We start from the raw sequence: 13,811 nt of genomic DNA, 5'->3' as shown, positions 1-13,811 counted from the left end.
TGTCGAGGTTCACCACCACCGCCTCGTTGTCGGAGCGCACCAGCACGCATTCCAGCGTCTCGTCGGTGGAGGCGTTGATCTCCTGGTGCGGCACATAGGGCGGCACATAGATGAAGTCGCCAGGGCCGGCCTCGGCCACGAACTCCAGCTTCTCGCCCCAGCGCATCCGGGCGCGCCCCTTCACCACGTAGATCACGCTCTCCAGCGGCCCGTGGTGGTGCGCGCCGGTCTTGGCGTTGGCATGGATGTGAACCGTGCCAGCCCAGATCTTCTGTGCCCCCACCCGCGCGGCGTTGATGGCCGCGGCGCGGTTCATCCCCGGGGTGCTGGCGGTGTTGGTGTCCAGGCTGTCCCCCGGGATCACCCGGACGCCGCTGTGCTTCCAGCCATCCTCGGGGATCTCATGGCTGTGCTCATGGCCGTCATGCGGCATGGTGTCGCTCCTCTCGGTCAGGCGGCCGCGTTCAGCTTGGCGTGTTGCCGGCGCCGATGGCGGCCGCGAAGCTCCGGTCAAGGATATCCTCGGCGCGAACCCGCCGCCGCACCAGCCCCGCGCGGGTATAAAGATCGATATTCCCCTGCTCGTCCGCCGCCACCTGGTCGTCGATCGGCACGACGCGGGTGCGGGCGCGCTCGAACCATTGCACGGCCACCGGCTCCGGCACCTTCATCAGCTCGGACCAGCTTTTCGCGTAGGCGGGGATGTTCTCGTTCGCCCAGGCGCGGGCCTGCGCCAGGCGGCGGACGAAATCCTCGAGCTCCGGCCGGCGGCCGGCGATGGCGTCGTCCCGCGCCGCCTGGAAGCTGAGGCCCGGGGTGATGCCGTTGCCGTCCTGCACGCGGCGGGCGCCGGCCAGCACCTCCTCCTGCGAGACATAGGGCTCCCAGGTGGACCAGGCATCGACCGCGCCGCTGCTATAGGCGGCCTTGGCATCGGAGGGCAGCAGGAACACGAAGGTGACGGCATCCTGCGGCAGCTTGCCGGCCTCCAGCGCCGCCAGCACGAGCTGGTGGCCGATGGAGCCGCGCCCCGTGGCGATGCGCTTGCCCCTGAGGTCGGCGAAGCTCCGCGCGGGGCTGTCCTTCGGCACCAGGATGGCGAGGCCGTCCTGCCTCTGCCGCGTGGCGGCGATGGCCTTGGCCGGCACGCCGGCGGCGGCGCCGAAGGTGAAGGGCGCGTCCCCCACCAGCCCGGTGTCGATGGCATCGGCGTTCAGCGCCTCCACCAGCGGCGCGGCGGCGGGGAACTCGCTCCAGGCGATGCGGCCCTCGATCTCCTTCAGCACGCCGGCGGCCTCCATCACCGCGCGGGCATTGCCCCGCTGGTCGCCCACGCGGAGCGGCGCCTGGGCGCGCAGGATACGGGGAGCGGCCAGCGGCGCCGCCAGAGCGGCGGCACCCAGTAGGAGGGAACGGCGGGGAAGATGCAGGCTCATGCCGCGAGGTCCTTCCGGCGCAGCCGCTCGGCCAGCAGGCGGCGGGTCGCCGGCAGCAGGGAGCGGCCATATTCCACCGCGTCCTCCAGCGGGTCGAAGCCGCGGATCAGGAAGGTGGTGACGCCGAGCTCATGATATTCGAGGAACGCTTCCGCGACCTGCTCGGGCGTGCCGACCAGGGCGGTGGTGTTGCCGCGCGCGCCCGTCTCGCGCGCGATGGCGGTGTAGAGGCGGCCCTCCGGCCGGTCGCCCAGGGCAGCGGCGTCCAGCAGGCGCTGCGAGCCGGCATTCTGCGGCGCCGCGCCGCCGGCGCCCAGCGCCGCCTGGCCGCGCACCTGCCGGATGCGGTGCAGGATGCGCTCCGCCTTCTCCCAGGCCGCGCTTTCCGTCTCCGCCAGGATCGGGCGGAAGGACAGGCTGAAGCGCACCTCGTTCTCGCGCCCGTGCCTCGCCGCCTCGGCGCGGACGCGGGCCACGATGTCGCGCACCTGCGCCTTGGTCTCGCCCCACAGGGCATAGACGTCGGCGTGCCTGCCGGCCACCCGCAGCGCCGCCTCGGAGGCGCCGCCGAAATACAGCGGGATGCGCGGCTGCTGCACGCTGCGCACCTCAGGCGAGGCACCCTTGATGCGGTAATACTCGCCCTCGTGGTCCACCGGCCCCTTGCCGCTCCAGACGGACTTCAGGATTGTGAGATACTCGTCCGTGCGGGCGTAGCGGTCGTCCTTGCCGAGCCAGTCGCCGTCGCGCGCCTGGTCGGTGTCGTCGCCGCCCGAGATGGCGTGCAGCGCGGCGCGTCCGTTGCTGAGCTGGTCCAGCGAGGCGAAGGCCCGGGCGGCCGTGGTGGGCGCCTGGAAGCCGGGGCGGTGGGCGACCAGGAAGCCCACCTTCTCGGTATGCGCCGCGGCATGGGTGGCGAGCAGCAGCCCGTCCGGCCCGTTGCTGTACCAGCCGATCAGGATGCGGTCGAAGCCGCCCTGGTCATGCGCCTGGGCGGAGGCGCGCAGGTAGCCCGGGTCGATCGCCGGACCGCTGGCGGGGTGGATCTCCGATTGCTGGCGCGGCTGGATCATGCCGATGAATTCGAGCCGGTCGGTCATGGCGTTCCTCCGTGGATCAGGCCTGGCCCAGGGCGAGGCGCCCGGCCAGGGTGTAGGCGGCATCGGGCTGCGGGGTGTGGATGCGGGCGCAGAGCACGTCCCGCAGGTGGCGCTCCAGCGGGTTGGCGCGGGCGAGGGCATGGTTGCCGCAGAGCGCCACGGCCTCCTGCACCACCCGGATGGCGTTCTCGGCGGCGAGCGTCTTGAGCAGGCCGCTCTCGGCGGCGGAGGGCCCCTCCCCCGCATCCTGCGCGGCGGCGGCGGCGGCCACGAGCCGCTCATTGGCCAGCAGCAGCGCCTCGATCCGCCCCACCGCCTCCTGCATGCGCGGCAGGGTGGCGAGCGGCGCGCCGAGGCTGCCCGGCACGCGCTCGCGCAGGAACCGCACCAGCCAGCCCCGCGCCGCGCGGGCCACGCCCGTGTAGAGCGCGGCGATCAGCAGCGTGTTCCAGGCGGCCATGGCGGCATCGGGGCGCGCCCAGTCGGCGGGCGGGCGCAGGTCCGGCGCATGCGACAGCGGCACGGGCGTGTCCGTGAACACCACGTCGTGGCTGCCCGAGGCGCGCAGCCCCGCCTGGTCCCAGCTTTCCTCGATGCGGAGGCCGGGCGCGCCGGCTTCCACCAGGGCAAGGCCGGTGCGCGGGCTGTCTTCGTCCGTGCGGGCCCAGACCAGCATCCAGCGCAGCGCCGGCGCGCCGGTCGAGTAGATCTTGCGCCCCGACAGCCGCCAGCCTTCCGGCGCGCGGCGCAGGATGGTGGCGGGCAGGCCGCCGCGCGCCGGCGTGCCGAGCTCCGGCTCCACCCGCAGCGCGTTGAACAGCGCCCCCTCCTCCACCGCGTCCCGCGCCAGCCGCGCGCGCAGCGCCTCGGGCCAGGCCGGGTCGGCCAGCAGCGTGCGGAGCTGGATGAACTGCATCGACAGCACCAGGGCGGTGGCCGGGCAACCCTCGGCGATGGCGCCGATGACGGAGGCGCAGCGCGCCAGCCCCGCCTCCTCGCCACCCCAGCGGCGCGGCACGGTCAGGCCGAGCAGCCCCGCCTCGCGCAGCCGGGCGAAATTCCCGTGCGGGAAGCTGCCGTCGCGGTCATGCGCGGCGGCGCCGGCCGCGAAGGCGCCCACCAGCTCGGCCAGCGGCGCGGATTGCGCGAGGCCGTCGGTCACGCCGCCTCCTCCAGCGCGACGCCGAGGGCGCCGAGCAGCTGGCGGCGCAGCGCGGCGAAGCCGGGGTCGGCATGGCGGCGCGGCCGGGGCAGCTCCACCGCCACATCCTCGGCGATGCGGCCATTCTCCAGCACCAGCACGCGGTCGGCCAGCAGCACGGCCTCGTCCACGTCATGCGTCACGATCAGGGTGGTGGGGCCATGGTGGCGCCACAGCTCCAGCACCAGCGCGTGCATGCGGATGCGGGTCAGCGCGTCCAGCGCCGCGAAAGGCTCGTCCAGCAGCAGCAGGCGCGGCGAGCGCACCAGGGCGCGGGCGAGCGCGGTGCGCTGCGCCTCGCCGCCCGAGAGGGTGGCGGGCCAGGCCTCCACCCGGTGGCTCAGCCCCACCTCCTCCAGCGCGGCCTCGGCGCGGCTCCGCGCCTCGCGGCCGGGCAGGCCGAGGGCGACGTTCTGCCACACCGTCTTCCAGGGCAGCAGGCGCGGCTCCTGGAAGGCCACGGCCACCGGGCGCGGCAGGTCCAGCCGGGCGCCCTTGGGCACCGGGTCCAGCTCCGCCAGCGTCCGCAGCAGTGTGCTCTTGCCGGAGCCGCTGCGGCCGAGCAGCGCGGTGAAGCTGCCGGGGGCGAGGTCGAGGTCCAGCCCGTCCAGCACCGTGTTGGCGCCGAAGCGGCGGGTCAGGTTGCGGACGCGGAGCGGGGCGGCGTTGTGCGCGGGGTTGTTCGCGGGGGCCATGGCGGCGGTCACTCCTTCACCAGGCTGGGGCGCCAGGCGAGCGCCCGGCGCTCGACGAGCCGGACCAGCGCGTCGGCGCCGAGGCCGAGCAGCGCGTAGACCAGCAGGCCCACAACGATGACGTCGGTGCGCAGGAACTCCCGCGCGTCGTTGATCAGGAAGCCGATGCCGGCGGTCGCGTTGATCTGCTCGGCGATCACCAGGCTCAGCCAGGCGCTGCCCAGCGCGTAGCGCAGCCCGACCAGGGCGGAGGGCAGCGCGCCGGGCAGGATGACGTGGCGGATCAGCCCGCGCCGGTCGAGGCCGAAGATGCGCGCGGCCTCCACCAGCTTGGGATCGACCCCGCGAATGCCGGAGAACAGCGTCAGATAGACCGGAAAGGCGGCGCCGAGCGCGACCAGCGCGATCTTCGGCGTCTCGCCGATGCCGAACCACAGGATGAACAGCGGCACCAGCGCCAGGAAGGGCAGGGTGCGCAGCATCTGCATCGGCGCGTCCACGATCTCCTCGCCGCGCCTGGAAAGGCCGGCCACCAGCGCCAGCGCCACGCCGGCGGAAACCCCGATGCCGAGGCCGCTCAGCACCCGGCCGAGCGAGACCAGGAGGTGGGAAGGCAACTCGCCCGTCAGCGTCAGCTCCCAGGCGCTGGCCAGGACGGTGCTGGGCGCGGCCAGGGTGCGCGGCGCGATCAGCCCCGCCATGGAGGCGGCCTGCCACAGCAGCACCAGCACCAGCGGCGAGATGAAGCGGCGCAGCCGGGGCGGGAGCGTCAGCCGGCGCGGGGATGCGGCGGCGGGAAGGCCGGCCTCGGCGGCGCGGCCGGGCAGCAGGCCATGTGGCGCGGGAACCGCCTGGGTATCGGACATGCTGGCTCCTTCGCGGCCCTGGCTGGGCCGCTGGCGGGCAGGTTCGGAAGAAGGGGATGGGGTGCCGGAGGTCGCCGCGCTCAGCCCCGGCAACACGGGGCGCGGCGGCTGCCGGGCATTCGGCCCGGCGGGGCGGGGCGCATCGGCGGAATGGCGGGGCGCGGGGTCATGGGCAAAAAGCTAGGCTCCGCGCGGGGGCGGGAAAAGAGTTGTGTTTCCCAAAGTTTCCGCGGCGCGGAGGATGGACGTTCCGCCGCAGGCGGGAAGAGGGGAATGTTATTCCTCGGCGGCGGGTGCGGCGCCGCGGTCGCGGAAGGCGGGGCCGTTCAGCGGGTAGGCGGTGGTGTGCTTGATCCGCTCCATGGCGAAGCGCGAGGTGACGTTGCGCAGCGGCACGGCGCTGATCAGCCGCTTGTAGAAGCCGTCGAAGGCCGCCATGTCGGCCACCGCCACGCGCAGCATGTAGTCCACCTCGCCGGCCATGCGGTACGCCTCCATCACCTCCGGCATGGCGGAGACGGCCTGGCTGAAGCGCGCCAGCCATTCGGGCGTGTGGTCCCCCGCCTCGATGGCAACAAAGACGCTGAGGCCGACGCCCACCGCCTCCGGCGCCAGCAGCGCCACGCGGCGGGTGATGACGCCCTGCGCCTCCAGCTTCTGCACGCGCTTCCAGCAGGGTGTCGCGGAAAGGCCGACACGGTCGGCGAGCTGCGCCACGGAAAGGGTCGCGTCCTCCTGCAGCAGGGCGAGGATGCGCCGGTCCACCTCATCCATGGCCAAGTCCCTTCATGATGCCACGCCGCGATCGGTGCCGCCTTTCGCGCGGCCGGGCGCGGCTGGCAAGGGTCACATCCTCGGATCACCCCCCCGGCCAGGACCACCGGTTGACAGGCTTACGATATGTCCATCTGATCAGGCGGCGGCACGCGGGGGGCGTGCGGCGTCAAGGAAAGGACTTCCGCATGGCCATCCCGAGCCAGGCGCCCGCCACCATGCTGCTGGCGACGGATCTGAGCGCGCGCTGCGACCGTGCCCAGGACCGCGCCGTGCAGCTGGCGCGGCAATGGAGCGCCCGGCTGGTGGCGGTGCACGCGCTGGAATCCATCGACACGGTGCTGCCCCGCGCCCCGGACGGAACCGCCCCCGAATGGCGCCGCCCGCGCGACCCGGACGCGGAGGCGCGCGCCCTGCTGGAGGCCGAGCTGGCCGGCAGCGGCGCCGAGGTGGTGGTGGGCCATGGCGACCCGGCCACGCTGGTGCTGGAGACGGCGCGGCAGCGGGCGGCGGGGCTGATCGTCACCGGCCTCGCGCGGGCCGAGCCGCTGGGCCGGCTGCTGACGGGCGCCACGGTGGAGGAGGTGGTGCGGCAGGCCAGCGTGCCGGTGCTGGCCGTGCGCCAGCGCGCCCGCGCGCCCTATGCCCAGGTGCTGGTGGCCACCGACTTCTCCCCCTGCTCGCGTCATGCCCTGCTCGCGGCCGCCGCCCTCTTCCCGGACCTGCCGCTGACGCTGTTCCATGCCCATGAGGTCCCCTTCCCCGCCCTGCTGGGCCGCGCCGCGAGCCGGGAGGAGGCCATGGCCGCCGCCGCCGGGGAATGCCGCGCCTTTCTGGCGCACGACGCCATCCCGCAGGCGCTGCGCGACCGGGTGGAGGTGGTGGTGGAGCCGGGCAATCTCGGCTGGCTGCTGCAGGACTATGTGCCCCATGCGGGGATCGACCTGCTCGTGCTGGGCACGCATGGGCGCAGCCGGCTGATGGAGATGCTGCTGGGCAGCACCGCTGGCTGGCTGCTGCAATCCGCCCCTTGCGACGTGATGCTGGTGCGCGAGCCTGCCACCGGCAAGGGCGCGAACTGACGGCCGCCGCTGAAACCGCTTCCGGGGGCCAGGGCGTTCCGCTCGGGGGCGCCGTGGGTTCCGCCCCGCGCCGCCGCCCACCTGCCCGACCCGTTCCTGTTCGTCCAGCCGGAGTGCCCAGCCTCATGCCCCGCATCACCACCCTGACGCTGAACCCCACCATCGATCTGGCGAGCGAGGCGGCGGCGGTGCATCCCATCCGCAAGATCCGCACCTTCGCCGAGCGGCAGGATCCGGGCGGCGGCGGCGTGAACGTGGCGCGGGTGGTGCAGGAGCTGGGCGGCGAGACGCTGGCGGTGATCCTGGCCGGCGGCGTCACCGGCCGCTTCCTGGAGGATCTGCTCGACGAGGGGGGCATTCCCCGCCAGACCGTGCCGATCGCCGGCCGCACCCGCATCAGCCAGACCGTGCTGGACCGCTCGACGGGCCAGGAATACCGCTTCGTGGCGGAAGGGCCGCGCATGGCGGAGGCCGAGTGGCAGGCGGCGCTCGCGGCGCTCGCGGAACTGCGCGGCGGCTGGCTGGTGGCCAGCGGCAGCCTGGCGCCCGGCGTGCCGGAGGATTTCTACGCCCGCCTCGCCCGCCGGGCGGGGGAGGCGGGCACGCGCTTCGTGCTGGACACCTCCGGCGAGGCGCTGCGCGATGCGCTGGAGGCCGGCGGCCTGGCGCTGATCAAGCCGAGCCTGGGCGAGTTCGAGGCGCTGCTCGGCCACAAGCTGCCCGAGCCGGAGGCGCAGGAGAAGGCCGCGCTGAAGCTGGCGCGCAGCGGCAAGGTGGAGATGGTCGCCCTGACCCTCGGCCGCGACGGCGCCCTACTGGCCACGCCGGAGGGCACGCTGCGCCTGCCGGCGCTGGATGTGGAGGTGCGCGGCGCGGTTGGCGCCGGCGACAGCTTCCTGGCGGCGATGACCCTGGCCCTGGCGCGGGGCCGCTCGCCGCGCGACGCCTTCGCCTGGGGCGTGGCGGCGGGCGCGGCCGCCGTCTCGAACGCCGGCACGGCGCATCCCCGTCGGGAGGAGGTGGCGGCGCTGCGCCGGCGCATCACGGCCGTGGCCATGGAGGGAGACGCGCTGTGAGCCTGCGGCTGATCGGCGACATCGGCGGCACCCATGCGCGCTTCGCCCTGAGCGGTGCCGCCGACGGACCTGACCGCGCGCCGCGCGCCGAGCGCAAGCTGGTGGTGGCCGAGCATGCCGGGCTGGTCGAGGCGGCGCGGCACTATCTCGACGCCCTGCCCCCCGCCGAGCGGGCGGCGGTGCGGGAGGCGGTGCTGGCCGTCGCCACGCCGGTGCTGGGCGATGCGGTGGCCTTCACCAACAGCCCCTGGCGCTTTTCCATCGCCGCCGCGGAGAAGGCGCTGGGGCTGGAGCGGCTCACGGTGATCAACGACTTCGTGGCGCAGGCCGCCGCCGTGACCGTGCTGGAAGGCGAGGATGTGGCGGTGCTGCGCGCGGGCCAGGCCAGGCCCGGCGCACCCCTCGCGGTGCTGGGCCCCGGCACCGGCCTCGGCGTCGCCTTCGTGCTGCGCGAGCCCGGCCGGCCGCCGCGCATCCTGCCCAGCGAGGGCGGCCATTGCTCCTTCTCGCCGCAGGACGACCTCCAGGCCGAGATCCTGCGCCGGCTGCGGGCGCGCCATGGCGGGCACGTCTCGGTGGAGCGGCTGGTTTCCGGCCCCGGCCTGCTGCACATCGCCCAGACGCTGGCCGAGATGGCGGGGCAGGATCTTCCCTTGCGCGAGCCGGCCGATGTGAGCCGCCGCGCCGCGGGCGGCGACTGCGAGACCAGCCGGCAGGCGCTGCGCCTGTTCTCCGCCATGCTCGGCGCGGCGGCGGGGGATCTGGCGCTGACGCTGCTCACCGAGGGTGGCGTCTTCCTCACCGGCGGGCTGTGCCGCAACCTCGGCCCACTGCTGGACCGCGAGGCGCTGGCCGAGGCCTTTCTCGCCAAGGGACGGTTCGCGGGATACCTGTCCCCCGTCCCCGTGTGGCAGGTGATGCGGCCGCATGCCGGGCTGCTGGGCGCCGCCGCCTACCAGCCGCCCCGCTGAGAGCGGGCACGCTTGCGGAGCGCGCGCCCCTCCTGTTCCATGCGAGCGTGATCGCAGACCACAGGAGACGAGCCATGACCTTCCACCGCCGCGGGCTTCTGGCCGGCGCCGCCGCCGGCCTGGCCGCCGCGCCGCTTTCGCGCTTCGCCATCGCGCAGCCGGCGCGCGACCGCGTGCTGCGGCTGGTGCCGCAGGCCAACCTGACCAGCCTGGACCCGATCTGGACCACGGCCAACATCACCCGCAACCATGCCTACATGATCCATGACACGCTGTTCGGCATGGACGGCCAGTTCAGCCCGCAGCCGCAGCTGGCCGAGGGGCTGGTGGAGGAGGATGACGGCAGGCGCGTCACCGTCACGCTGCGCGACGGTCCGCGCTTCCACGATGGCGAGAAGGTGCGCGCGCAGGACGCGGTGGCCAGCCTGCAGCGCTGGATGAAGCGCAGCCCCATCGGCCAGAAGCTCGCCACCTTCGTCGAGGAGCTCTCGGCCGCGGACGACCGGCGCGTGGTGTTCCGCCTGAAGCAGCGCTTCCCGATGCTGAAGGCGGCGCTGGCGCAGGTCAGCAACAGCCCGGCCTTCATCATCCCCGAGCGGCTGGCGCAGACCGACGCCTTCACCCAGATCCGCGACACCACCGGCTGCGGCCCCTTCCGCTTCAAGGCGGACGAGTTCAACTCGGGCAGCATGGTGGTCTATGAGCGCAACGCGGATTACAGCCCGACGCCGGTGGGCCGGCCCAGCCTGACGGCGGGCCCGAAGCAGGTGCATTTCGATCGCGTCGAGTGGCACATCATCACCGACGCCTCCACCGCCGCCGCCGCCCTGCAGACCGGCGAGATCGACTGGTTCGAGCAGCCGCCGCCCGAGATCCAGATGCTGCTGAAGCGCAGCCGGCAGCTCGCCATCGAGGAGATCGACCCGCTGCCGCTGGTGGGCATCCTGCGCGTCAACCACCTGCACGCGCCGTTCAACGACAAGAAGGTGCGCCAGGCGCTGCTGCCGGCGGTCAACCAGTCGGACTACATGAGCGCCATCGTCGGCCCCGACCCGGCGCTGTATTTCGACGAGGTGGGCGTCTTCACCCCCGGCACGCCGCTGGCCAACAAGGCCGGGCTGGAGCCGCTGATGGGCCCGCGCAGCATCGACCGCGCCAAGGCGCTGCTGAAGGAGGCCGGCTACACCGACCAGCCGATGCGGCTGATCGGGCCGACCGACATCCTGGCGCCCGCCGCCATGTCGCAGGTCGGCGCCGACATGGTCCGCCGTCTCGGGATGAACGCGGACATCGTGTTCGGCGACTGGGGCACGGTGGTGCAGCGCCGCACCTCGCGCGAGCCGGTGGACAAGGGCGGCTGGAGCATGCTGTTCACCTCCTTCTCCTCCTTCGACTTCGTCGATCCGGCGGCGCATTTCCCGCTGCGCGGCAACGGCACCGCGGCCTGGCCGGGCTGGCCGGACATCCCGAAGCTGGAGGCGCTGCGCGACCGCTGGTTCCTCGCCCCCGACCTCGCGGCGCAGAAGACCATCGCCGAGGAGATCCAGCGCGTGGTGATGGACGAGGTGCCCTACATCCCCGTGGGCGCCTACAAGTCGATGACGGCCATCAACCGCAACCTGCAGGGGCGCGTTCCGGGCTTCGCCATCATGTGGAACATGCGGCGCGCCTGAGGCGGCGGCCGGCGCGGGGTGGAACTCCCGCGCCGGTCCGGGTGTTCAGTGGCGGTCAACGCAAGGAGAACGCGCATGAACCCGGTTCCCACCCCGCGCGAGTACCACAGCCCCGCCGAGCGGCGGCCCGGCAACCTCACCCTCAGCGAGCAGGCCTTGTATGTCGTGGGCGGGCTGGCGCTGGCGGCGGCGGGCACCAAGCCGCGGCCGAACTTCCTGCTCAACATCGTGGCGCTCGGCGCGGGCGCCTATCTCGCCTGGCGCGGCACGCAGGGCTATTGCCCGATGAAGGCGGCGATCGACGGCCACCGCGCCTGAGGCGGGGCGCACGAAAAGGGCCCGGGGGAATCGCTTCCCCCGGGCCTTCGCCATTCGCGCGCCGCCCTCAGGCGCGGCGCCGCGCCACCATGCCGTAGATGGCCAGCACGATCAGCGCGCCCACCACCGCGCCGATGAAGCCGGCACCCTCTCCCACCCGGTACCAGCCAACCGCCTGCCCCAGATAGGAAGCGACAAAGGCGCCGACGATGCCCAGGATCGTCGTCAGGATGAAGCCGCTCGGCTCGTTGCGGCCCGGCATGATCCACTTCGCGACGACGCCGGCCAGGAAGCCGATGATGATGGTCCAGATGATGCCCATGCGCTGCGTCCTGTTCCCCTCGGGTTTCGGCCTTCCCGCGCCAGGCGCCTCCCGGCGCGCCGGATCGGCCCGATGGGTCAAGAAGCGCCAGGCGGCCGGTGGGTTGCATGGCAGCGTCAGCGGAAGCGCGCGGGAGGGGCTTTATTCCGGGCGGATGTTGCCGCGGCGTATCAGCTCGCCCCATTGCCGCGTATCCTCGGCAAGGATCCGGCGCATGGCCTCCCCGTCCCCCGTCTCGATGGCCACGCCCTGCGCCGCCATGCGGCTGCGCAGGCCGCTGTCCTCGGTCGCGATGCGCAGCACCTCGGTCAGGCGCTTGGCGATCGGCGCGGGCAGGCCGGGCGGCGCGAAGAGGCCCTGCCAGAACACCGCCTCGAAGCCCGGCAGCGCGTCCGACACGGGCGGCACGTCCGGAAAGAGGGACATCCTGTCCCGGCTGCTGACGGCGATGGCGCGGGTGATGCCCTCACGGACCACCGGCGCGGCCTCGAGCGCGGCCTGGAACATGGCCTGGATGCGGTTGGTGCGCAGGTCGGTCAGTGCCGGCATGCCGCCGCGATAGGGCACGTGCACGACGTCGATCCCCGCCTGCTGCCGCAGCAGCTCCAGCGCCAGGTGGTTCACGGCGCCGGTGCCGCTGCTGCCGAAGTTCAGCCTGCCCGGATTGGCCTTCGCATAGGCGATCAGCTCCGGCACGGTGCTCACCGGCAGGCTGGGATGCACGTGCAGGACGAAGGCGGTGCGGTAGGCAAGCCCGAGCGGCAGCAGGTCCCGCATCGGCTCGCGCGGGGTCAGCTCCGGTTGCAGGGCGGGGTTGATGGCCAGGGAGGAGGCGCCCATCAGCAGCGTGTAGCCGTCGGGCGCGGCCAGGGCGACATGGGTGGAGGCCACGGAGGTGGCTCCGCCCACCCGGTTCTCGACCACGATGGGCTGCCCCAGTTCGCCCTCCATGCGCTGCGCGATGGCGCGCGTGGTGACGTCGGTCAGCCCGCCCGGGGCGTAGCCGGTGACCATCGAGACAGCCCTTGTGGGCCAGCTGGCCTGGGCGAAGGCCGGCCGGGCCAGCAGAAAGGCCGGCGCCGCGAGCAGGCCGCGGCGCCCGAGGTAGAGTCGAGCCGTCACTTCTAAGTTTCCTCCGTTTATGGGCGGCGAGCTTGGAGAGAAGCGCGCAGCCGCGCAACCGGGCCGGCGGAGGAAATGGAAGCGGCGGCCTGTCTCAGCCCTCCTTGGGCTTTCCCGCGGGGCGCTTCGCGCCGGTGATGGCGGCCTGCTCGCCGACCTCGGTGTTGTAGGCCTTCTCGGGCTGCTGGCGCTCCGTCGTTCTGGTTTTCTCGTCCTTGTTCACGTCATGCGGGCCGACATTGCCGGGGCGCACGGAACGGTAGCCTGAGGTGTCGGTCATCCCGTCGGTCTCCTTCTGGTCCTGCTTCTCCTGCAAGCCCCCAAAAGCATTGAGGTTGCATGACAATGGAACCCGCTCCGCGCCCGGCGGTTCTGGTGCTGGAAACCCCGCGCCGCCCTGCGGGGACGCAGAACCAACCAGGAGACCCCGGCATGGCCGCGATCAAGACGATGGACGATCTCTTCCTGCACACCCTGAAGGACATCTACTACGCCGAGCGGCAGATCCTGAAGACGCTGCCCAAGATGGCAAAGGCCGCCCAGGATGAGTCGCTGAAGGCCGCCTTCCGCAAGCACCGCGAGCAGACGCAGGAGCAGATCGAGCGCCTGCAGCAGGTGTTCGAGGCGCTCGGCAAGCGCGCCCAGGGCGTGACCTGCGAGGCGATCAACGGCCTGATCGAGGAAGGCGAGGAGCTGATCGAGAGCGCGCAGGGGCCGGGCCCGGTGCTGGATGCCGGCCTCATCGCCGCCGCCCAGGCGGTCGAGCACTACGAGATCGCCCGCTACGGCACCCTGCTGGCCTGGGCCCGGACGCGCGGCGACAAGAACGTGCTGGGCCTGATCGAGGCCACCCTCGCCGAGGAGAAGGAGACCGACGCGCTGCTGAACGACATGGCCGAGAGCGCCGTCAACCAGCAGGCGGTGGGCAGCGCGGCCTGACGGTTCCGCGCGCCCCGCGAGGCGGCGGCTCCACGCCCGGAAGCCGCCCCTCCGCGCCCCGGCGCCGCCCTGGCGCGGAGGCCGGGGCAGGTTCCGCGATCCTGCCTCTCAGAATTTCCGCAAGGCTGGGGCGGCGCGCCTCCGCCGCCTGAGGCGCAGGCTGGAGAGAGGCGTGGCCTTGACGGCGCCGGCGATTGTCTCTTGAAGGATGGGATGTCAGCACGATGGCTGGGCGT

Annotated in this window: 16 protein-coding genes; 6 read left to right on the top strand and 10 right to left on the bottom strand. The window is 73.2% G+C overall.

Annotated features, from left to right (window positions below; genetic code table 11):
• The 7 genes from CR162_RS09340 to CR162_RS09310 form a co-directional block, all read right to left on the bottom strand.
• Positions 1-433 (bottom strand): cupin domain-containing protein (locus CR162_RS09340; protein ID WP_099095271.1); only part of this gene is annotated, 433 nt, incomplete at its 3' end.
• Between the two features lie 31 nt (positions 434-464).
• Positions 465-1,436, bottom strand: coding sequence for an ABC transporter substrate-binding protein (locus CR162_RS09335; protein ID WP_099095270.1), 972 nt, complete (start codon positions 1,434-1,436; stop codon positions 465-467).
• Positions 1,433-2,536: an LLM class flavin-dependent oxidoreductase gene (locus CR162_RS09330; RefSeq protein WP_099095269.1), complete on the bottom strand. Its 1,104-nt coding sequence runs from the start codon at positions 2,534-2,536 to the stop codon at positions 1,433-1,435. The genes CR162_RS09335 and CR162_RS09330 overlap by 4 nt, the downstream gene beginning before the upstream one ends.
• 16 nt (positions 2,537-2,552) lie before the next feature.
• A complete protein-coding gene (locus tag CR162_RS09325; protein ID WP_099095268.1) occupies positions 2,553-3,698 on the bottom strand; it encodes an acyl-CoA dehydrogenase family protein in 1,146 nt (381 codons plus the stop codon).
• Positions 3,695-4,432: an ABC transporter ATP-binding protein gene (locus tag CR162_RS09320; protein ID WP_099095267.1), complete on the bottom strand. Its 738-nt coding sequence runs from the start codon at positions 4,430-4,432 to the stop codon at positions 3,695-3,697. The genes CR162_RS09325 and CR162_RS09320 overlap by 4 nt, the downstream gene beginning before the upstream one ends.
• Positions 4,433-4,440: 8 nt before the next feature.
• Positions 4,441-5,298, bottom strand: a complete 858-nt coding sequence (locus tag CR162_RS09315; RefSeq protein ID WP_099095266.1) for an ABC transporter permease — start codon at positions 5,296-5,298, stop codon at positions 4,441-4,443.
• A gap of 276 nt (positions 5,299-5,574) precedes the next feature.
• Positions 5,575-6,072: an Lrp/AsnC family transcriptional regulator gene (locus CR162_RS09310; RefSeq protein ID WP_099095265.1), complete on the bottom strand. Its 498-nt coding sequence runs from the start codon at positions 6,070-6,072 to the stop codon at positions 5,575-5,577.
• A gap of 188 nt (positions 6,073-6,260) precedes the next feature.
• Here CR162_RS09310 and CR162_RS09305 point away from each other — a divergent pair, with 188 nt between their 5' ends.
• The 5 genes from CR162_RS09305 (at position 6,261) to CR162_RS09285 (ending at position 11,192) form a co-directional block, all read left to right on the top strand.
• Positions 6,261-7,154 (top strand): universal stress protein, encoded by an 894-nt coding sequence (locus tag CR162_RS09305; RefSeq protein WP_176559790.1) that lies wholly within the window; start codon positions 6,261-6,263, stop codon positions 7,152-7,154.
• Positions 7,155-7,279: 125 nt separating this feature from the next.
• Positions 7,280-8,230 (top strand): 1-phosphofructokinase family hexose kinase, encoded by a 951-nt coding sequence (locus CR162_RS09300; RefSeq protein WP_099095263.1) that lies wholly within the window; start codon positions 7,280-7,282, stop codon positions 8,228-8,230.
• Positions 8,227-9,201 (top strand): glucokinase, encoded by a 975-nt coding sequence (gene glk, locus CR162_RS09295; RefSeq protein ID WP_099095262.1) that lies wholly within the window; start codon positions 8,227-8,229, stop codon positions 9,199-9,201. The genes CR162_RS09300 and glk overlap by 4 nt, the downstream gene beginning before the upstream one ends.
• A 74-nt stretch (positions 9,202-9,275) precedes the next feature.
• Complete coding sequence (locus tag CR162_RS09290; RefSeq protein ID WP_099095261.1) at positions 9,276-10,874, top strand: ABC transporter substrate-binding protein; 1,599 nt, start codon at positions 9,276-9,278, stop codon at positions 10,872-10,874.
• 75 nt (positions 10,875-10,949) lie between these two features.
• Positions 10,950-11,192 (top strand): hypothetical protein, encoded by a 243-nt coding sequence (locus tag CR162_RS09285; RefSeq protein WP_099095260.1) that lies wholly within the window; start codon positions 10,950-10,952, stop codon positions 11,190-11,192.
• A gap of 67 nt (positions 11,193-11,259) precedes the next feature.
• Here the strand turns inward: CR162_RS09285 and CR162_RS09280 are convergent, their stop codons facing one another.
• From CR162_RS09280 to CR162_RS09270, 3 genes are all read right to left on the bottom strand, one after another.
• On the bottom strand, positions 11,260-11,514 hold the full coding sequence (locus CR162_RS09280; protein WP_099095259.1) for a GlsB/YeaQ/YmgE family stress response membrane protein: 255 nt from the start codon (positions 11,512-11,514) through the stop codon (positions 11,260-11,262).
• 141 nt (positions 11,515-11,655) lie between these two features.
• Positions 11,656-12,636 (bottom strand): Bug family tripartite tricarboxylate transporter substrate binding protein, encoded by a 981-nt coding sequence (locus CR162_RS09275; protein WP_245870225.1) that lies wholly within the window; start codon positions 12,634-12,636, stop codon positions 11,656-11,658.
• 94 nt (positions 12,637-12,730) lie between these two features.
• A complete protein-coding gene (locus CR162_RS09270) occupies positions 12,731-12,916 on the bottom strand; it encodes a hypothetical protein (RefSeq protein WP_141563119.1) in 186 nt (61 codons plus the stop codon).
• A 152-nt stretch (positions 12,917-13,068) separates the two neighbouring features.
• On the opposite strand from CR162_RS09270, the gene CR162_RS09265 reads away from it, so the two are divergent.
• Positions 13,069-13,575 carry a YciE/YciF ferroxidase family protein gene (locus tag CR162_RS09265; protein ID WP_099095257.1) on the top strand — a complete coding sequence of 169 codons (507 nt, stop codon included), beginning with the start codon at positions 13,069-13,071 and terminating at the stop codon, positions 13,573-13,575.
• Positions 13,576-13,811: the final 236 nt, after the last annotated feature.

The organism is Teichococcus rhizosphaerae (assembly GCF_002631185.1).
Taxonomy (GTDB): Bacteria; Pseudomonadota; Alphaproteobacteria; order Acetobacterales; family Acetobacteraceae; genus Pseudoroseomonas; species Pseudoroseomonas rhizosphaerae.
Note: the sequence above shows the minus strand (reverse complement) of the source record. Positions and strands in the feature narration are given on the sequence as shown.